We start from the raw sequence: 19,252 nt of genomic DNA on the forward strand, positions 1-19,252 counted from the left end.
GCCGCGTATCCTGCCCCGGTGACCACTGCCGCCACCCTCACCCCTCCGGCCCGTCCCGCCATCCGCCCGGGGGCGTGGAGTCCCTGGTGGATGGCGCTGCTCGGCGCCGCCGCGGCGTTCTCCGGCACGGGCTCGGCGACCCTCAACGGCGACGAGCTCGCGACGCTGAGCGCGGCCCGGCGTTCGCTGGCGGGGATGTGGGAGCTGGCGCTCGGCATCGACGGTCATTTCCTGCCCTACTACCTGTTCATGCACTTCTGGATCATGGCGGGCGAGTCGGAGCTGTGGTTGCGGCTGCCGTCGGCGCTGGCGATCGGCGCGGCGGCGTGGTTCCTCGCCGACCTGGGCCGCCGGCTGCACTCGGTCAGGGCGGGGGTGTTCGGGGCGGCGGTCTTCGCGATCCTGCCGTCGGTGTCGTACTTCGGGGCGTTCGCCAGGTCGTACGCGTTCGCGGCGGCCGCCGTGGTGTTGTCGTTCTGGGCGCTGCACCGGGCGCTGGAGCGGCCCGCGGCGGCCGGGCGGTGGGTGCTGTACGGGGTCGCGGTCGCGCTGGTGTGCTGCACGCACCTGTTCGCGGTGCTGGTGCTGCCGGCGCACCTGGCCCTGGCCCGGCGCGGCGTCGTGCTGCGGATGCTGGGCGCGCTCGCGGCGGGCGGCGTGCCGGCGGTGGTGCTCGGGGTGATCGGGTTCGGCGAACGGCACGCGATCAGCTGGATCCCGCAGCGCGGCCCCGAGGTGTGGCTGCGGTTCCCGAAGATGGCGGCGGGCACCGAGGTGTTCGGGGCGGTGCTGTTCGCGCTGGCCGTGGCGGGGGCCGTCCTGCTGTGGGCGCGGCGGCGGGAGACGGCGTGGGCCCTGGCGCTGGCGGGGTGGCTGGTGCTGCCGCCGCTGCTCCTGCTCGCGGTGTCGCACCTGGTCACGCCGGCGTACGTGGACCGGTACCTGTTCGTGACCGCGCCGGCGCTGGCGCTGCTTGCCGGGCTGGCGGTGGCGGCGCTCCCCCGGTTCCCGGTCGCGGCGGGGGTGGCCGTCGTGCTGCTCGGGTGCGCGCTGTCCGGGCCCGACCACGTGGACGTGCGGGAGGAGAACGGGCGGTTCGAGAACATCCCGTGGGCGCTGCGGGTGATCAGGGCCGAGCCGGACGACGCGATCGTCTACGGGCAGAGCCAGCTCCGCACCGGCTTCGACTACTACGCCGACGCGCTGATGCCGGTGGACGTGCTGCGCTCCGGCGACGAGCCCTCGCCGGACGGGTTCGGCTACCCCGAGCGGGACGACGTGGCCGCGGCGATCGAGGGGCGCGAGCGGGTGTGGGTGGTCTGGCGCGGGAGCAAGCAGGCGGGGCTGGAGGGGGACGCGGTGCCGCGGGTGGCGGAGGTGGCGCGGGCGGGGTTCGAGCCGGCGCTGGTCAAGCACTCGGCCGACCTGCCGGGGCTGACGGTGGCGCTGTTCGAGCGCCGGTGAGGCCGGTGGCGCTGTTCGAGCGCCGGTGAGGCCCGCGGCGCCGGAGCGAACCCCATGGTCCGTTGAGAGCGCTGGGTGAACACGCGGCGGGCCGCTCCCCTCGGGGGGAACGGCCCGCCACTGCGCCGGGTCAGCCGACCACGACGCCGCCGATCGACTTCTTGCCGCGCCGCAGCACCAGGAACCGGCCCTGGAGCAGGTCCTCGGCGGACGGCACGTACGCCTCGTCCGTGATCTTGACGTTGTTGAGGTACGCCCCGCCCTCCTTGACCGCCCGCCGGGCCGCCGACTTGGACTCGACCAGGCCGCTGTCGGCCAGCAGGTCCACGAAGCTCGCCCCGAGCGCGCCGACCTGCGCCTTCGGCACCTCGGCGAGCGCGCCCTCCAGCGTGGACGCCGACAGCTCCGTCAGCGAGCCCTGCCCGAACAGCGCCTTGGAGGCGGCCAGCACGGCGGCCAGCTCGTCCTCGCCGTGGACCAGCCTGGTGAGGTCCTCGGCGAGCGCGCGCTGCGCCTCCCGCGCGAACGGGCGGTCGGCGACGGCCTTCTCCAGCTCCTCGATCTCCTCCCGGGTGCGGAAGGTGAACACCTTGAGGAAGCGCACCACGTCGCGGTCGTCGGCGTTGAGCCAGTACTGGTAGAACGCGTACGGCGAGGTGAGCGCCGGGTCGAGCCACACGGCCCCGCCCGCCGTCTTGCCGAACTTGGTGCCGTCGGCCTTGGTGATCAGCTTGCCGGTGAGCGCGTGCACGTGGGCGCCCTCGACCCGCCGGATCAGGTCGACGCCCGCGGTGATGTTGCCCCACTGGTCGCTGCCGCCGATCTGCAGCGCGCAGCCGTGCCGGCGGTGCAGCTCCAGGTAGTCGTTGGCCTGCAGGATCTGGTAGCTGAACTCGGTGTAGCTGAGCCCTTCGCCGGCCAGCCGGGCCGAGACGGACTCGCGGGCCAGCATGCGGTTGACCGGGAAGTGCTTGCCGACGTCGCGCAGGAAGTCGATGGCCGTCATCTCGGCGGTCCAGTCGAGGTTGCTGACCAGCGTGGCGGCGGTGGGCCCCGGCTCGAACGACAGGAACTTCTCCACCTGCACCCGGATGCGCTGCACCCACTCGGCCACCACCTCGGCGGTGTTGAGCACCCGCTCGGTGCTGCGGCCGCTCGGGTCGCCGATCAGGCCGGTGGCGCCGCCGACCAGGCCGATCGGCTTGTGCCCCGCGCGCTGGAAGCGGGTGAGGATGAGCAGCGTGGCGAGGTTGCCGACGTGCAGGGAGGGGGCGGTCGGGTCGAAGCCGGCATAGACGGTGATCGGACCCTTCGACAGCGCCTCGCGCAGGGCGTCGATGTCGGTGGTCTGCGCGAGGACGTCGCGCCATTCGAGTTCGTCGAGAATGTCGGTCACTGTGCCGGCTTTCCACGTAGTCAGACAATGGGATGAGTACAGCGTGCCCGATCGCCCGGGTGGCCCGCCACTTGGATACGCTCTGTGCCCATGTGGAAGGTCCGTCGCGAGCTGGCCGTTTTCAAGATCTTAGGGGCTGCGGCGTGCGCGGGTCTCGCGGTCTACTGGTGGCTCTCGGGCGATGTCCGCGGCGTGATCCTGGCCGTGCCCGCGGCGGTGCTGGTCGGCGGCATGGGGCTGCGGGACGTGCTGGTGCCGGTGCGGCTGGCGGCCGACGAGCGCGGCATCACGGTGGTGCACGGGTTCGCGGGGCACCGGCACGTGCCCTGGGAGGACATCAGGGACGTCAAGGTGGACGTGCGGCGGCGGTGGGGGCTGCGCAGCGAGATGCTGGAGATCGACACCGGCGACAACCTCCACCTCTTCAGCCCTCACGAGCTCGGGGCCTCCCCCACGGAGGTGGCGGCGGAGTTGCGGCGGCGCGGCACGTGAGCCCGGTACGGCGACACGGTCGGGTCGCCGTCGATCCAGAACCGCCACGGCACGTCCTTGGCGGTGGAGATGCCGGTGCGCGGCCCGGACCGGACGAGCGCGGGGGCAGGCGGCGTGCCTTCGAGCACGGCGGCCGAGGCGTGGGGCCGCCCGGCGGGCGATCCCTCCAGGACGGCGTCGAGGCCGTTGTGCTCGCGGGCCAGGCCGAGCGCCACCGCGAGCCGCGCCGGGCCGCGGGCGAGGTCGCGGTCGGGCACGGGACGGGCGGCGGAGCGGGCGCCGGAGCGGCGGGCCCGCGCCACCTCGACGCCCTCCACCACCTCGCCGGCCCGCAGCAGCACGGCCGAGCCCGAGCCCTCGGGCAGGCAGACGAGGTTGGCGCAGAAGTGCATGCCGTAGGTGAAGTACACGTACAGGTGGCCCGGCGGGCCGAACATGACCGCGTTGCGCGGCGTCCTGCCGCGGTAGGTGTGGGCGGCCGGGTCCTCGCCGGGGCCGCCGTACGCCTCGACCTCGGTCAGGCGCACGGCGACGGGGCCGTGCACGAGGACGCGCCCGAGCAGGTCGGGCGCCACCTCGTGCGAGGGCCGGTCGAAGAAGGCCCGCGGCAGCGGCGTAGAACTCAGCGGCACGTCAGCTCTGCGCCGCCCACGCCGCCTGCGCGTCGACCGCCTCGCGCAGCGCGACGAGCTGGTCGCGCACCCGGTCGGGGGCGGTGCCGCCGTGCGCCTTGCGGGCGGCGAGCGCGCCGGGCACGTTGAGCACGTCGCGCACGTCGGGGGTCAGGTGGGCGGAGACCTTGAGCAGCTCGTCGTCGGTGAGCTCGCCGAGGTCCTTGTCGTTGACCTGGCACCACACCACGAGGTGGCCGACGGCCTCGTGCGCCTCGCGGAACGGCACGCCGCGCCGCACCAGCAGCTCGGCGAGGTCGGTGGCGAGGGCGAAGCCGTCGGGGGCGGAGGACTCCATCCGGGCGGTGTTGACCCGCATGGTGGCGACCAGCCCGGCCATGGCGGGCAGGACCAGCAGCAGGGTGTCGACGGTGTCGAACACCGGCTCCTTGTCCTCCTGCAGGTCGCGGTTGTAGGTGAGCGGCAGGCCCTTGAGCGTGGTCAGCAGCGACATGAGGTTGCCGATGAGCCGGCCGGACTTGCCGCGGGCCAGCTCGGCCACGTCGGGGTTCTTCTTCTGCGGCATGATCGAGGAGCCGGTGGAGTAGGCGTCGTCCATCTCGATCCAGCGGAACTCCTGCGAGGCCCACAGGACGATCTCCTCGCCCAGCCGCGACAGGTGCACGCCGATCATGGCCGCGTCGAACAGGAACTCGGCGGCGAAGTCGCGGTCGGCGACGGCGTCCATCGAGTTGGGGGCGGCGGCGGCGAAGCCCAGCTCCTCGGCCACGGCCTGCGGGTCGAGCGGCAGCGACGAGCCGGCCAGCGCGCCCGCGCCGAGCGGGGAGATCGCGGCGCGTTTGTCCCAGTCGGTGAGGCGCTCGACGTCGCGGGCGAAGGCGTGCACGTGCGCGAGGAGCTGGTGGCCGAACGACACCGGCTGCGCGTGCTGCAGGTGGGTCATGCCGGGCGCGGCGGTCTCGGCGTGCTGCTCGGCCTGGGCCATGAGCGCCGTCTCCAGCTCGACCACCCGGGAGACGACCATGCGGACGTGGTCGCGGAGGTAGAGGCGCAGGTCGGTGGCGATCTGGTCGTTGCGCGAGCGGCCGGCGCGGAGCTTGCCGCCGAGCGAGCCGAGGCGTTCGAGCAGGCCGCGCTCCAGCGCGGTGTGCACGTCCTCGTCGGCCACGGTCGGCCGGAACTCGCCCGCCTTGCAGGCGCGGTCCAGGTCGTCGAGCGCGCCGATCATGCGCTCGAGCTCCTCGGCGCTCAGCAGCCCCGCCCTGTGCAGCACCCGCGCGTGCGCCCTGGACGCCGCCAGGTCGTACGGCACGAGCCGCCAGTCGAAGTGCACGCTCACCGACAGCCGGGCCAGCGCGTCGGACGGGCCGCTCTCGAAACGCCCGCCCCACAGCCGCATCGGCTTGCCTTCACTCACCGTCATCTCCTTCGTGTCCCCCGCGACCCTAGTGGAAGCCGGGCCCAGCGCAAGTCGGGCCCGGCGCGAGTCGGCCTCGCGGGTGTGTCTCAGCTGCGCCGGTCGGCGACTTTCAGCAGCGCCTCGGCGACGGCCTGGCCGCCCTGCGGGTCGCGGGTGATGACGAGGATCGTGTCGTCGCCCGCGACGGTGCCGAGGATCGACTCCCAGTCGGCGTGGTCGATGGCCGAGGACATGAACTGCGCCGCGCCGGGCGGGGTCTTCACGACGACCAGGTTGGCCGAGGCCTCGGCGCTGACCAGCAGCTCCTCCGCCACGCGCTGGAGGCGGGCGGAGGGCGACTCGCCGGCGCCGACCCGGGCGACCGGGATGCGGGCGCCGCCCTCGCCGGGCAGCGCGTACACCAGGGAGCCGTCCTCGGCGCGGAGCTTGAGCGCGCCGAGCTCGTCCAGGTCGCGCGAGAGCGTGGCCTGGGTGACCTCGACGCCGCTGTCGGCGAGCAGCTTGGCGAGCTCGGGCTGGGAGCGCACGGCCTGCCGCCGCAGCAGGTCGGTGATCTTCGCCTGCCGGGCCGCCTTGGTCATCGGGATGGTCATGGCCGGGTCGCCAGCCAGTGCAGGAGCGCCTTCTGGGCGTGCAGGCGGTTCTCGGCCTGGTCCCACACGACGCTGCGCGGGCCTTCGAGGACGTCCTCGGTGATCTCGTAGCCGCGGTAGGCGGGCAGGCAGTGCAGCACGATCGCCTCTGGCGCCGCGTGCTCCAGCAGCTCGGCGTTCACCTGGTACGGCATGAGCGCCGCCACCCGCTCCTCCTTGCCGCTCTGCCCCATCGACACCCACGTGTCGGTGGCGACCACGTGGGCGCCCTGGACGGCGGCGGCCGGGTCGGACAGGGCGGTCACCGAGCCGCCGGTGCGGGCGGCGATCGCGGCGGCCCGGTCGAGCACGACCGCGTCGGGCTGGTAGCCGGCCGGGGCGGCGACGCGCACGTGCAGGCCGGCGGTGGCGCCGCCGAGCAGGTAGGAGTGGGCCATGTTGTTGGCGCCGTCGCCGACGTAGGCGAGCGTGAGCCCGGCGGTGCGGCCCAGGTGCTCGCGGACGGTCTGCAGGTCGGCGAGGATCTGGCAGGGGTGGTACTGGTCCGTGAGGGCGTTGACGACCGGGACGCGGGAGTGCGCGGCCATCTCCTCGATGAGCTCCTGCCCGCCGGTGCGCCAGACGATGGCGGCGACCTGCCGGTCGAGGACGCGGGCGAGGTCCTTGGCGGGCTCGCCGCGGCCCATGAGGGCGGCCACGTTGTCGACGACGAGCGGCAGGCCGCCCAGCTCGCCGATGCCGGTGTGGAAGGAGACGCGGGTGCGGGCCGAGGGCTTGTCGAACAGCACCGCGACGGTCTGCGGGCCGGCGAAGGGCCGGTAGCCGAAGCGGTCCTTCTTCATCGCCTCGGCCAGGTCCAGGACCTCCGCCTGCTCGGCGGGCGTGAGGTCGTCGTCCGAGAGAAAGTGCCGCGTCACTTGCCCGCCTCTTCCAGGATCCCGGGGAACGCCGTCACGAAGGCGTCCACCTCTTCTGCCGTCACCACCAGCGGGGGCGCGATGCGCACCGCGTCCGGCTGCAGGGCGTTGACCAGGAACCCGGCCTCCGCCGCGGCCTGCTGCACCTGCGCCGAGCGGGGCTCGCGCAGCACCGTGGCCAGCCACAGGCCGCGGCCGCGCACGCCCTTCAGCAGCGGGTGCGCCACCGCCTCCAGGCCGCCGCGCAGCCGCTCGGCGACCTTCCGGACGTGGCCGAGGTCGACGTTGTCGAGCACCGCGAGCGCGGCGGCGCAGGAGACCGGGTTGCCGCCGAAGGTCGAGCCGTGGTCGCCCTTGCCGAAGAGCCTGCCCACGTCGCCGAATCCCACGCACGCGCCGATGGGCAGGCCGCCGCCGAGGCCCTTGGCCAGGGTGAGGATGTCGGGGGTGACGCCGTCGGCCTGGTGCGCGAACCAGTGGCCGGAGCGGCCGATGGCGGACTGGATCTCGTCGGCGACCAGCAGCGCGCCGGTGGAGTCGCAGATCTCGCGGGCGGCCTCGAAGTAGCCGTCGGGCGGCGGCACGACGCCGGCCTCGCCCTGGGTGGGCTCCAGGAAGACCGCGATGCAGTCGCCGGTGACGGCCTCCTTCAGCGCGTCGGCGTCGCCGTAGGGGACGAAGCGCACGTCCACCGGGAACGGTCCGAACGGGTCGCGGATGGACGGCTTGCCGGTCAGCGACAGGGCGCCGATGGTGCGGCCGTGGAAGCCGTTCTCGGCGGCGACGAAGTAGCTGCGGCCCTCGCGGCGGCCGTACTTGAGCGCCAGCTTGTAGGCGGCCTCGTTGGCCTCGGTGCCGGAGTTGGCGAAGAAGACCCGGGCCGGGGCGTCGAGCAGCGAGCGCAGCTTCTCGGCGAGCAGCACCTCGGGCTCGTGCAGGAACAGGTTGCTGGTGTGCGCGATGGTCGCGACCTGGCGGGAGACGGCCTCGACCAGGGCCGGGTGGGCGTGGCCGAGCGAGCTGGTGGCGATGCCGGCGATGAAGTCGAGGTACTCCTTGCCGTCCACGTCCCAGACGCGGCTGCCCTCGCCGCGGGCCAGGGCGACCGGGGGGACGCCGTAGTTGGGCATGAAGGCGTTCTCGAACCTCGTGAACAGGCTCATCAGGGCATCACCATCGTTCCGATTCCTTCATTGGTGAAGATCTCCAGCAGCAGGGCGTGGGGCATGCGGCCGTCGAGCACGTGGGCCTGCGGCACGCCGCCCTGCACGGCCGTCAGGCACGCCTCCATCTTCGGGACCATGCCGCTGGCCAGGGTGGGCATGAGGGTCTCCAGCTCGTCGGCGGTGAGCTGGTCGATGACGTCGGTGTCGTCGGGCCAGTTGGCGTACAGGCCCTCGACGTCGGTGAGGACGATGAGCTTCTGCGCCTGCAGGGCCACGGCCAGCGCCGCGGCGGCGGTGTCGGCGTTGACGTTGTAGATCTCGCCGTCGTCGCCGCGGGCGACGCTGGAGATCACGGGGATGCGGCCGTCCCCGATGAGGGCGCGCACGGCGCCGGGGTCGACCTTGATGATCTCGCCGACCTGGCCGATGTCCACGGGCTCGCCGTCCACGACGGCGTGCTTGCGCACGGCGGTGAACAGGTGGGCGTCCTCGCCCGACATGCCGACCGCGAACGGGCCGTGCCGGTTGACCAGCCCGACGATGTCGCGGTTGACCTGGCCGACCAGGACCATCCTGACCACCTGCATGGCCTCGGGCGTGGTGACGCGGAGGCCGGCGGTGAAGGTGGACTCGATGCCGAGCCGGTCGAGCGCGCTGCTGATCTGGGGGCCGCCGCCGTGCACGACGACCGGGCGCAGGCCGGCGTGCTGGAGGAAGACGACGTCCTCGGCGAAGCCGGCCTTCAGCCCCTCGTCGGTCATGGCGTTGCCGCCGTACTTGACGACGACGGTGGCGCCGTGGAAGCGGGTGAGCCAGGGCAGCGCCTCGATGAGGGTCTCCGCCTTGGTCTGGGCCGCGCTGCGTCTCATGAGCTGTACGCCGAGTTCTCGTGGACGTAGTCCGCGGTCAGGTCGGTGGTGTGGACGGTCGCGGTGTGCGGGCCGGCCGACAGGTCGACGGTGATCGTGACGTCCCTGGGGCGCATGTCCACCTTGCCGCGGTCGTCGCCGACCGCGCCGCCGCGGCAGATCCAGATGCCGTTGATGGCGACGTTGAGCCGGTCGGGCTCGAAGACGGCGTCGGTGGTGCCGACGGCGGCGAGGACGCGGCCCCAGTTGGGGTCCTCGCCGTGCACGGCGCACTTGAGCAGGTTGGAACGGGCGACCGCGCGGCCGACGGTGACGGCGTCGGCCTCGGAGGCGGCGCCGACGACCTCGATGGCGATGGCCTTGGTGGCGCCCTCGGCGTCCACGAGGAGCTGGCGGGCCAGGTCGGCGCAGACCTCCTGGACCTTCTGCTCGAACTCGGCGAGGTCCGGCCGGACGCCGGAGGCGCCGCTGGCCAGCAGCAGCACGGTGTCGTTGGTGGACATGCAGCCGTCGGTGTCGAGCCGGTCGAAGGTGCGCGAGGTGGCCTTGCGCAGCGCGGCGTCCAGCTCCTCGCTGGTCAGCTCGGCGTCGGTGGTGATCACGCAGAGCATGGTGGCGAGGGCGGGGGCGAGCATGCCGGCGCCCTTGGCCATGCCGCCGACCATGTAGCCGGAGGCCCGCTTGAAGGAGATCTTGCTGACGGTGTCGGTGGTGCGGATGGCGTCGGCGGCGGCCAGGCCGCCGTCGCGGGAGAGCTGGCCCGCGGCGGTCTCGACGCCGGACAGCAGCTCGTCCATGGGCAGCCGCTCGCCGATGAGGCCGGTGGAGCAGACCGCGACCTCGCCGGCCGAGTCCGCCAGGACCTCGGCGACCTTCTCCGCGGTGGCGTGGGTGTCCTGGAAGCCCTCGGGGCCGGTGCAGGCGTTGGCGCCGCCGGAGTTGAGCACCACCGCTCGCAGCCGGCCGCCCGCGAGGACCTGCTGCGACCACAGCACGGGCGCGGCCTTCACGCGGTTGGCGGTGAAGACGCCCGCGGCGGCGCGGCTGGGCCCGTCGTTGACGACGAGGGCCAGGTCGCGGGCGCCGCCGGGCTTGATCCCGGCGGCGACTCCCGCGGCTCTGAAACCGAGTGGAGCGGTAACACTCACGGTGCGACTCCTGTCAGGGGGAGGCCGAGCTCTTCCGGCAGGCCGAGGGCGAGGTTGACGCTCTGGATCGCGCCCCCGGCGGTGCCCTTGGTGAGGTTGTCGATGGCGATGACGGCGACGACGCGGCCGGCGCGCTCGTCGAGCGTCACCTGCAGGGCGGCGGTGTTGGCGCCGTAGGTCATGGCGGTGGCCGGCCAGGTGCCGTCGGGCAGCAGCCGGACGAAGGGCTCGTCCTTCAGCGCCACCTCGTACGCCGTGCGCAGCGCCTCCTTGGTGAGGCCGGGCGCGGCGGGCGCGGTGCAGGTGGCGAGGATGCCGCGGCTCATCGGGGCCAGCGTGGGGGTGAAGGAGACGCGCACCGGCGTGCCGGCGACGGCCGTCAGGCCCTGCTCCATCTCGGGGGTGTGGCGGTGGACGCCGCCGACGCCGTACGCGCTGACCGAGCCCATGACCTCGCTGCCCAGCAGGCTGGGCTTGAGCGACTTGCCCGCGCCGCTGGCGCCGCTGGCGGCGACCACGACGACGTCGGGCCCGGCCAGGCCGGCGGCGAAGGCGGGGAAGAGGGCGAGCAGCACGGAGGTCGGGTAGCAGCCGGGCACCGCGATGCGCCGGGCGCCGCGCAGCGCCGCGCGCTGCCCGGGCAGCTCGGGCAGGCCGTAGGGCCAGGTGCCGGCGTGCTCGCCGCCGTAGAACTCCCGCCAGGCGGCGGGGTCGGCGAGGCGGTGGTCGGCGCCGCAGTCGACGACGACGGTCTCGTCGCCGAGCTGCGCGGCGACGGCGGCCGAGTGGCCGTGGGGCAGGGCGAGGAAGACGACGTCGTGGCCGGCCAGCGCGGCGGCGGTGGTGTCCTCGATGACCCGGTCGGCGAGCTGCGGCAGGTGGGGCTGGTGGGCGCCGAGCCGGCTGCCGGCGCTGGAGGCGGCGGTGAGCGCGCCGATCTCGAACTCGGGATGCCCGAGCAGGAGGCGCAGCAGCTCCCCGCCCGCGTAGCCGCTGGCTCCCGCTATCGCCGCTCTCATCGGCCGCCCTCCTGCATATTCATGCACCACAGCTCATGACCTTGCTGGTGAGAATGATGCACGGCGAAGAAGCAGTTCGCAAGCCGCCTTTCCCAGCCGGTTGCAGGTGAACACCAAGTCGGAGCCGGAATGATGAGCCTATGAGCGATTTCTTGTCCGATGTGCAGTTCGTCACACCGGGGCGGGGGCGGGACCCCGGGCGGTGGGGCCGGGCCGTGCTCGTGCTGCTCTGGCTGGTCGTGTGCCTGATGCCGATGTGGTTCGCGATCGGGGACCTGGAGCTCGCGACCGGCCGCACGGGCACCCCGGGGACGCTGCGGGTGATCTCGTGCGAGGACCTGGGCGAGGGCCGCTACGACTGCAAGGGCGAGTTCGCGCCGGACTCGGGCGGACCGCCGGTGCCGGTGGACGCCTCGCCGGACTCCTCGGCGGGCGACGTCGTGCGGGCGCAGCTCACGCCGGGCGGCGACCGGGCGGCGCCGGCGGGGACGAAGGGGGTGCTGGCGGCGCTGGCGCTGCCGGCGGTCGGCTTCGGCGGGCTGGGGTTCCTGCCGTACGTGCTCATGTACTGGGCCGGGGCGCGCCGGGGGCGGCGGGCCGCCGTGATCGGCGGGTGGCTGGTCACGGCGGCCGGGACGGCGGGGATGCTGGCCGGGCTGGTCGCGGCCTACGCCTGAGAGCCGCCTCGCGCCGGCTCAGGTGCGCTGCCAGGGGCCGGTGATGGCGAGGACGTGGCCGGGCGAGTAGATGTTGGCGAACAGGATGGAGCCGTCGCCGCTGAAGGTGGGGCCGGCCAGCTCGCTCTCGTTGGCCTCGTTGCGGCCCAGCAGGTACGGCGTGCCGTCCCGGGTGACCCCCACCAGGTGGTTGTAGCCCTCGCCGTCCTCGGCCAGGATCACCCCGCCGTGCGGCGACAGCGCGATGTTGTCGGGGCCGCCGTAGCCGCTCATCGGGTCGGGGTTGACGCCGAAGATGGTTTTGAGCGTGACGGTGCGGGCGCGCGGGTCGTAGAACCACACCTGGCCGTCGTGCTCGCGGGCGCTGCCGTCGGCGGCGCGGGCGAAGCTGGAGACCAGGTACGCGCCGCCCTCGCCCCAGTAGGCGCCCTCCAGCTTGTGCGCGTGGGTGACCTGCCCGGCGGCGAACTGGCGGCGGATGGAGACGGAGCGGGCGTCGCGGTCGGGCACGTCCACCCAGCGCACCTGGTACGCGGTGCCCGGCAGGGTGGCCTCGGACAGGTCGTCGACGTGCCGGCGGCCGTCGTAGCAGCTCATGGCCTGCAGCCGGCCGGCGGTGTCGCCCCCGGAGGACAGGGCGAGCGCGCGTAAGGCGCCCTTGCCGCCGCGGAAGCCCTGGGGCGGCAGCCAGCGGTAGTACAGGCCGTTGGGGCCCTCGGCGTCCTCGGTGAGGTAGACGGCGTAGGTGAGCGGGTCCACCGCGACGGCCTCGTGCGCGTAGCGGCCGAGGAACTTCAGCGGCACCGGGTCCAGGTTGGCCTCGCGGTCGAAGGCGTGCACCTCGAAGACGTAGCCGTGGTCCTTCTGCAGCGGGCCCTGCGCCAGGTACTCGGCCTCCTCGCAGCTCAGCCAGGAGTTCCAGGGGGTGCGGCCGCCCGCGCAGTTGTTGAGCGTGCCGGCCAGGCTGACGTACTCGCACAGGCGGTCGCCGGCGGCGGTCAGCTCGATGGTGGTGGTGCCGCCGCGCGCGCCCGGGTCGTAGGTGAGGCCGGGCAGCGTGGGGACGGCGTACGGCTCGTCGAAGACGATCTCGTGGTTGCACACCAGCGAGCCGCCCCCGTTGCGGCCGGCGAACCAGGCCATGCCGTCCGGGTCGCTGGGGGTGGGCTGCCCGCTGTCCAGCAGCGTGACGCCCGCCTCGGCGACCACCTTGTACGAGAACCCGGCGGGCAGGCTGAACAGCCCGGCCGGGTCGGGCACCAGCGGGCCGTACCCGGCGAGGGTGCGGGTGGCGGCGCGGGCGGCCCCGGTCTCGGCGATGGACTCGACGCTGCCCGCGAGAGCGATCCCCAGGCCCCCTGCGGCGCTGCGGCGGAGGAAAGAACGACGGGACACCGGTGTTGACATGGGAGATCGCCTCCAGTTGCGAGAGGTGGTGCCAGTCGGCGGGTCGGCGCCCGCCGGGTTCGCTCCATGTCTCGCACACGAACACCGGGTGAATCCAGAATGAACGGGAAATGACGCCATCTTCTGGGGTCCCGGGTAGGGGTCCCCTACCGGCCGGCGGCAGGGGACCCTCAGGGGTTCAGCGCAGGAAGGCCGCGGCCACCCCCGCGTCGACCGGCACGTGCAGGCCCGTGGTGTGGCCGAGGTCGCCCGCCGTCAGCACGAGGACGGCGGCGGCCACGTGCTCGGGCAGCACCTCGCGCTTGAGCAGGGTGCGCTGGGCGTAGAACTCGCCGAGCTTCTCCTCCTCCACGCCGTACACCTTGGCCCGGTTGGCGCCCCAGCCGGAGGCGAAGATGCCGGAGCCGCGGACCACGCCGTCGGGGTTGACGCCGTTGACCCGGATGCCGTGCGCGCCCAGCTCGGCCGCGAGCAGGCGCACCTGGTGGGCCTGGTCGGCCTTGGCGGCGCCGTAGGCGACGTTGTTCGGGCCGGCGAAGACGGCGTTCTTGGAGGAGATGTAGACGATGTCGCCGCCGATCCCCTGCTCGATCATGACCTTGGCGGTCTCCCTGGAGACCAGGAACGAGCCGCGCGCCATGACGTCGTGCTGCAGGTCCCAGTCGGCGAGGGTGGTCTCCAGCAGCGAGCGCGACAGCGACAGGCCGGCGTTGTTGACCACCAGGTCGACGCCGCCGAAGGCGAGCACGGCGGCCCGCACGGCGGCGGCCACCTGCTCCTCGGAGGTGACGTCCACGCCGACGGCCACCGCGACGTCGGAGACGCGGTAGGCGTTCGCGCCGATCTCGGCGGCCACCTTCTCGGCCGCGCCGAGGTCGCGGTCGGCGACGACGACGCAGGCGCCCTCGGCGGCCAGCCGCCGGGCGGTGGCCGCGCCGATGCCCGAGCCGCCGCCGGTGACCAGCGCCACCCGCGTCGCGAGGGGCTTCGGCCTGGGCATGCGGCGGAGCTTGGCCTCCTCCAGCTCCCAGTACTCGATGCGGAACTTCTCCGACTCGGGGATGGGGGCGTAGGAGGAGACGGACTCGGCGCCGCGCATCACGTTGATGGCGTTGACGTAGAACTCGCCGGCCACCCGGGCGGTCTGCTTGTCCTTGCCGAAGGAGAACATGCCGACGCCCGGCACCAGCACGATCGCCGGGTCCGCGCCGCGCATGGGCGGCGAGTCGGGGGCGGCGTGCCGCTCGTAGTAGGCGGTGTAGTCGGCGCGGTAGGCGGCGTGCAGCTCGCGCAGCCGCTCGGCCGCCCGCTCCAGGGGCGCGTCCGGCGGCAGGTCGAGCACCAGCGGCGCGACCTTGGTGCGCAGGAAGTGGTCAGGGCAGGAGGTGCCGAGCGCGGCCAGGCGCGGGTGCTCGGCGCGGGAGACGAAGTCCAGCACCTCGGGGGTGTCGGTGTAGTGGCCGACCACCCGCACGTCGGTCGCGGCCAGGCCGCGGATCAGCGGGAACAGCGCGGCGGCGCGGGCGTGCCGCTCCCGCTCGGGCAGCGTGTCGTACACGACGGGCCCGAACGGGTCGGGGCGGCCGTGCTCGGCCAGGTACGCCTCCGCGGTGCGGATGATCTCCAGGGACCGGCTCTCGCACTCCTCGGAGGTCTCCCCCCACGCGGTGATGCCGTGGCCGCCCAGGACGCACCCGATGGCCTGCGGGTTGGCCGCCCTGATCGCGGCGATGTCCAGGCCGAGCTGGAAGCCGGGCCGCCGCCAGGGCACCCACACCACCCGGTCGCCGAAGACGCGCCGGGTCAGCTCCTCGCCGTCGGCGGCGGTGGCCAGGGCGATGCCCGCGTCCGGGTGCAGGTGGTCGACGTGGCCGGCCTCGACCAGGCCGTGCATGGCGGTGTCGATGGACGGCGCGGCGCCGCCCTTGCCGTGCAGGCAGTAGTCGAACGCGGCGACCATCTCGTCCTCGCGCTCGACGCCCGGGTAGACACCCTTGAGCGCGCGCAGCCGGTCCAGGCGCAGCACCGCGAGACCGGACTCCTTGAGCGTGCCGAGATCGCCGCCGGAGCCCTTGACCCACAGCAGCTCGACGTCCTCGCCGGTGACCGGGTCGGGCGCGCTGCCCTTGGCGGAGGTGTTGCCGCCCGCGAAGTTGGTGTTGCGCGGGTCGGCGCCGAGCCGGTGCGAGCGTTCCAGCAGTTCGTTGACGATGTCCATCGTGTTCAGGCCCCCCAGCCGGCCTGCTCGCCGCCGACGCGCTCGGCGGCGATCTTCTCGAAGTATCCGGACGTGGCGTAGGCGGCCATCGGGTCGGGCGCGAGGCCCATCTCCGCGCGCAGCTCGGCGAGCAGCGGCCGCACGTCGGTGTTGTAGGCGTCCATGAGGACGGCGTTGGCGCCGAGCACGTCGCCCGCGGCCTGCGCGGCGCTCAGCGCGGCGCGGTCCACGAGCAGGGCCTTGGCGGTGGCCTCCTGAACGTTCATGACCGAGCGGATCTGGCCCGGGATCTTGGGCTCGATGTTGTGGCACTGGTCGAGCATGAACGCGACCTCGTCGGTCAGGCCGCCGCCCCCGATGACCTCGTACATGATGCGGAAGAGCTGGAACGGGTCGGCGGCGCCGACCATGAGGTCGTCGTCGGCGTAGAAGCGGGAGTTGAAGTCGAACCCGCCGAGCTTGCCCTCGCGCAGCAGGAAGGCGACGATGAACTCGATGTTGGTGCCCGGCGCGTGGTGCCCGGTGTCCACCACGACCTGCGCCTTCGGGCCGAGCTTGACGCAGTGCGCGTAGGCGGTGCCCCAGTCGGGCACGTCGGTGGCGTAGAAGGCGGGCTCGAACAGCTTGTACTCCAGCAGGAAGCGCTGGCCCTCGCCGAGGCGGGCGTAGACCTCGGCCAGCGACTCGGCCAGGCGGTCCTGGCGGGCGCGGAGGTCGTCCTGGCCGGGGTAGTTGATGCCGTCGGAGAACCACAGCTTGAGCGTGTCGCTGCCGGTGGCGTCCATGATGTCGACGCACTCGAGCAGGTGGTCGGTGGCCTTGCGGCGCACCCGGGGGTCCGGGTTGGTGACGCTGCCGAGCTTGTAGTCGTCGTCCTGGAAGACGTTGGAGTTGATGGCGCCGATGGCGACGCCCAGCTCGCGGGCGTGGCGCGCCAGGTCGGCGTAGTCGTCGACCTTGTCCCACGGGATGTGCAGGGCGACCGTCGGGGCGATGCCGGTGTAGGCGTGCACCTGCGCGGCGTCGGCCAGCTTCTCGTACGGATCGCGCGGCACGCCCTGCTGGGCGAAGACCTTGAAGCGCGTGCCGCTGTTGCCGTACGCCCAGGACGGCGTCTCGATGCGCTGCGCGCGCAGCGCGGCCTTGATGTCAGTCATAGCTCCCCGATCAATCCAGGTGGAACACTTCGGTCAGCGGCGTCATGCCCTCGTCGGGACGGCCGTCGAGGTCCTCGAAGAACGGCGCCATCTCGGCCTGCCAGCGGGCGTTGACGTCGGTCCCGGCCATCGCCTTCCTGGCCGCCTCGAAGTCGTCGGTCTCCAGGTAGCCGACGAGCAGGCCGTCGTCGCGCAGGAAGAGCGAGTAGTTGTGCCAGCCGGTGCGTGACAGCGCCTCTCGCATCTCCGGCCAGACGTCCCGGTGGCGTTCGCGGTACTCCGCCAGCCGGTCAGGCCGGACTTTCAGCAGGAAGCAGACCCGTTGCACTGGCACCCCCTTCAAAACGTTTTAATCCTTCGTGCAGGAAACTATGATTCCTGGTGCTCGCTGTCAATGCGATCCCCGCCCCCGATCCGGCCCGGTGATCGCCCGGCGGCGGTGAACCGTTTTAATCCTCGCGCAGGATGAGCACGTCGCCCGCCGCCACCGTCGCCCGGACGCCGCCCGCCGTGGTGACGACCGCGTCCGCGCCGGTGTGGTTGACGGCGAACAGGAACGAGCGGCCGCCCGGGTGCGCCCGGCGGACCACCTCCACCCCGGGCGGGGCCTCGGCGGCCGGGCGCACGCCGGCCTCGGCGCAGACCGCCGCGAGGACGCGGGCCAGGCCGGCGTCGTCGAGGCGGGTGGTCAGGTAGTGGGCCGCGCCCGCGCCGTGCTCGTTGCGGGTCCAGGCGGGCCCGCCCGTCGCGTACGCGTCCAGCACCTCGGCCCCGGCGGCGTGCGCCAGTTCGCTCCACACGGTGCCGCGCCCGCCCGACTCCAGCGCGATCGGCCGCTCCAGCGGGAAGAACTCCTCCACCCGCACGCCCAGCAGGTCGCGCCAGGCGCCGGGGTAGCCGCCGAGGCGGACCCGGTCGTGCTCGTCCACGATCCCGCTGTACGGCCCCACCAGCGTCACCCCGCCCCGGCGGGTGAACTCCGCCAGCCCGGCCGCCCCCGCATCGCTCACCAGGTACACCATGGGGACCAGCACCAGCCGGTAGCCGCTCAGGTCGCCCTCCGGGTGGGCCAGGTCGCAGGTGACGCCGGCCCGCCACAGGGCGGCGTGCCAGCGCTTGGCCTCCTCGACCGGGTCCAGCTCGGCGCTCGGCTGGGCGGGGTGGTCCTGCGCCCAGACGCTGGCGTGGTCGAGCAGGATCGCGACGTCGGCGCGCACCCGGCTGCCGGCCACCTCGCCGAGCCCGGCCAGCTCCGCGCCGAGGGCCGTGACCTCGCGGAAGATCTTGGTGTCCGGGCCGGCGTGCGGCAGCATCGCCGAGTGCCACTTCTCCGCGCCGGCCCGGGACTGGCGCCACTGGAAGAACATGATGCCGTCCGCGCCCCTCGCCAGGTGCTGCAGGGAGTTGCGGCGCAGCTCGCCGGGCGCCTTGGCGAGGTTGCGCGGCTGCCAGTTGACGGCGCTGGTGGAGTGCTCCATCAGCAGCCAGGGCCGGCCGCCGTTCAGCGAGCGGGCGTAGTCGGCGGCGAAGGCCAGGTCGATGTGCGGCTCCTGGCGGGCGCCGACGAGGTAGTGGTCGGTGGAGACCACGTCCAGCTCGGCGGCGAAGGCCCAGCAGTCCATGTCCCAGTGGGCGCCGGCCATGAGGTTGGTGGTGACGGGCACGCCGGGGGCGACGGACCTGAGCAGGTCGCGCTCGGCGGTGTAGAGCTCGACCAGGGCGTCGGAGCTGAAGCGGCGGAAGTCGAGCTGCTGGCCCGGGTTGGTGAAGCTGGGGGTGGCCCGGGGCGGCAGGATCTCCTCCCAGTCGCCGTACCGCTGGGACCAGAAGGCGGTGCCCCAGGCGTCGTTCAGCTCGTCGAGCGAGCCGTGACGGAGGCGCAGCCAGGCGCGGAAGGCCGCCGCCGAGGCGTCGCACCAGCAGCGGGCGTTGTGGCAGCCGTACTCGTTGTGCACGTGCCACAGGGCGAGCGCCGGGTGCTCGGCGTAGCGGGTGGCGACCCGCTCGGCGATGCGCAGCGCGCGGTCGCGGTAGATCGGGGAGCTGGGGCAGAACGCCTGCCTGCTGCCGTGGTGCAGGCGGCGGCCGTCGGCGTCCACGGGCAGCGCCTCGGGGTAGGCGGCGGCGAACCACGGGGGCGGCGAGGCGGTGGGGGTGGCCAGGTTGGCGCGGATGCCGGCGGCGGCCAGCAGGTCGAGCGCGCGGTCGAGCCAGCCGAACTCGTAGACCCCCTCGGCGGGCTCCAGCGCGGACCAGGAGAAGATCCCGACGCTGACCCGGTTGACGCCGGCCTCGCGCATGAGCGCGACGTCCTGCCGCCACGTCTCCTCGGGCCACTGCTCGGGGTTCCAGTCGCCGCCGTAGGCGATGACATCCGGCATGTGCCTGCCTTTCCTTCCGTCCTTGGTCTCGGGGGATTAAAACGTTCCTGGACGGCATGGCACAAGACTCCGAGCCGCCCGTGAACGCATCACCGCAGGCCGAAGCGCGGGAAAAGGGATCAAGCCAGTGACCTGTCACGGAGCCGGGCGGGCCTGGAACGGCCGCCGCGAGCAATAACGATTCAATGCCCGGCGGGCCCGGCCGGCGAGTAGAACGTTTTACCTCCGACGTCGGAAGATCAGGCCCGGAGCTGGCCGGAGGCGGGGCGCTGACTGGCGTCCCCTGCGTTAGTACG

At 73.4% G+C, this 19,252-nt stretch carries 17 protein-coding genes; 3 read left to right on the plus strand and 14 right to left on the minus strand.

Features of this window, described 5'->3' with window-relative positions:
- The first annotated feature begins 18 nt into the window (after positions 1–18).
- Positions 19–1,464: a glycosyltransferase family 39 protein gene (locus MF672_RS22985; RefSeq protein ID WP_247815392.1), complete on the plus strand. Its 1,446-nt coding sequence runs from the start codon at positions 19–21 to the stop codon at positions 1,462–1,464.
- 130 nt (positions 1,465–1,594) lie between these two features.
- On the opposite strand, the gene tyrS is transcribed toward MF672_RS22985, so the two are convergent.
- Positions 1,595–2,860 carry a tyrosine--tRNA ligase gene (tyrS, locus tag MF672_RS22990; RefSeq protein WP_242371496.1) on the minus strand — a complete coding sequence of 422 codons (1,266 nt, stop codon included), beginning with the start codon at positions 2,858–2,860 and terminating at the stop codon, positions 1,595–1,597.
- A 90-nt stretch (positions 2,861–2,950) separates the two neighbouring features.
- On the opposite strand from tyrS, the gene MF672_RS22995 reads away from it, so the two are divergent.
- Positions 2,951–3,352: a PH domain-containing protein gene (locus MF672_RS22995; RefSeq protein WP_242371494.1), complete on the plus strand. Its 402-nt coding sequence runs from the start codon at positions 2,951–2,953 to the stop codon at positions 3,350–3,352.
- Here the strand turns inward: MF672_RS22995 and MF672_RS23000 are convergent.
- The 8 genes from MF672_RS23000 to argC all read right to left on the minus strand — a co-directional run bounded on the left by MF672_RS23000 (position 3,292) and on the right by argC (position 11,116).
- Positions 3,292–3,984: a DNA-3-methyladenine glycosylase gene (locus MF672_RS23000; RefSeq protein ID WP_407654738.1), complete on the minus strand. Its 693-nt coding sequence runs from the start codon at positions 3,982–3,984 to the stop codon at positions 3,292–3,294. The two genes, MF672_RS22995 and MF672_RS23000, sit on opposite strands and share 61 nt — an antisense overlap.
- A 1-nt stretch (position 3,985) precedes the next feature.
- Positions 3,986–5,407 carry an argininosuccinate lyase gene (argH, locus tag MF672_RS23005; protein ID WP_242371492.1) on the minus strand — a complete coding sequence of 474 codons (1,422 nt, stop codon included), beginning with the start codon at positions 5,405–5,407 and terminating at the stop codon, positions 3,986–3,988.
- Between the two features lie 83 nt (positions 5,408–5,490).
- Entirely contained in the window at positions 5,491–5,997 is a 507-nt protein-coding gene (locus tag MF672_RS23010; RefSeq protein WP_242371490.1) for an arginine repressor, read from the minus strand.
- Positions 5,994–6,914 (minus strand): ornithine carbamoyltransferase, encoded by a 921-nt coding sequence (gene argF / locus MF672_RS23015; protein WP_242371488.1) that lies wholly within the window; start codon positions 6,912–6,914, stop codon positions 5,994–5,996. Before argF ends, MF672_RS23010 begins: the two co-directional genes overlap by 4 nt.
- The gene (locus tag MF672_RS23020) at positions 6,911–8,077 is read right to left on the minus strand and encodes an acetylornithine transaminase (RefSeq protein ID WP_242371485.1); all 1,167 of its coding nucleotides are present in this window, start codon (positions 8,075–8,077) and stop codon (positions 6,911–6,913) included. Before MF672_RS23020 ends, argF begins: the two co-directional genes overlap by 4 nt.
- Positions 8,077–8,949, minus strand: coding sequence for an acetylglutamate kinase (gene argB / locus MF672_RS23025; protein WP_242371483.1), 873 nt, complete (start codon positions 8,947–8,949; stop codon positions 8,077–8,079). Before argB ends, MF672_RS23020 begins: the two co-directional genes overlap by 1 nt.
- Positions 8,946–10,097, minus strand: a complete 1,152-nt coding sequence (gene argJ / locus MF672_RS23030; protein WP_242371482.1) for a bifunctional glutamate N-acetyltransferase/amino-acid acetyltransferase ArgJ — start codon at positions 10,095–10,097, stop codon at positions 8,946–8,948. The genes argB and argJ overlap by 4 nt, the downstream gene beginning before the upstream one ends.
- Positions 10,094–11,116, minus strand: a complete 1,023-nt coding sequence (argC, locus tag MF672_RS23035) for an N-acetyl-gamma-glutamyl-phosphate reductase (protein WP_242371479.1) — start codon at positions 11,114–11,116, stop codon at positions 10,094–10,096. Before argC ends, argJ begins: the two co-directional genes overlap by 4 nt.
- Before the next feature lie 140 nt (positions 11,117–11,256).
- Here argC and MF672_RS23040 point away from each other — a divergent pair, with 140 nt between their 5' ends.
- Positions 11,257–11,793, plus strand: coding sequence for a hypothetical protein (locus MF672_RS23040; protein WP_242371478.1), 537 nt, complete (start codon positions 11,257–11,259; stop codon positions 11,791–11,793).
- A gap of 18 nt (positions 11,794–11,811) precedes the next feature.
- Here MF672_RS23040 and MF672_RS23045 read toward each other — a convergent pair whose 3' ends face one another.
- The 5 genes from MF672_RS23045 to MF672_RS23065 form a co-directional block, all read right to left on the minus strand.
- On the minus strand, positions 11,812–13,188 hold the full coding sequence (locus MF672_RS23045; RefSeq protein WP_242371476.1) for an alkaline phosphatase PhoX: 1,377 nt from the start codon (positions 13,186–13,188) through the stop codon (positions 11,812–11,814).
- Positions 13,189–13,378: 190 nt separating this feature from the next.
- On the minus strand, positions 13,379–15,418 hold the full coding sequence (locus MF672_RS23050) for a bifunctional aldolase/short-chain dehydrogenase (RefSeq protein WP_242371474.1): 2,040 nt from the start codon (positions 15,416–15,418) through the stop codon (positions 13,379–13,381).
- Between the two features lie 5 nt (positions 15,419–15,423).
- Positions 15,424–16,575 carry an L-rhamnose isomerase gene (gene rhaI, locus MF672_RS23055; protein WP_242371472.1) on the minus strand — a complete coding sequence of 384 codons (1,152 nt, stop codon included), beginning with the start codon at positions 16,573–16,575 and terminating at the stop codon, positions 15,424–15,426.
- A gap of 10 nt (positions 16,576–16,585) precedes the next feature.
- On the minus strand, positions 16,586–16,903 hold the full coding sequence (locus tag MF672_RS23060; protein ID WP_242371510.1) for an L-rhamnose mutarotase: 318 nt from the start codon (positions 16,901–16,903) through the stop codon (positions 16,586–16,588).
- A 121-nt stretch (positions 16,904–17,024) separates the two neighbouring features.
- Complete coding sequence (locus MF672_RS23065; RefSeq protein ID WP_242371471.1) at positions 17,025–18,956, minus strand: beta-galactosidase; 1,932 nt, start codon at positions 18,954–18,956, stop codon at positions 17,025–17,027.
- Positions 18,957–19,252 lie beyond the last annotated feature (296 nt).

It is taken from the genome of Actinomadura luzonensis, from assembly GCF_022664455.2.
GTDB classification, from domain to species: domain Bacteria; phylum Actinomycetota; class Actinomycetes; order Streptosporangiales; family Streptosporangiaceae; genus Nonomuraea; species Nonomuraea luzonensis.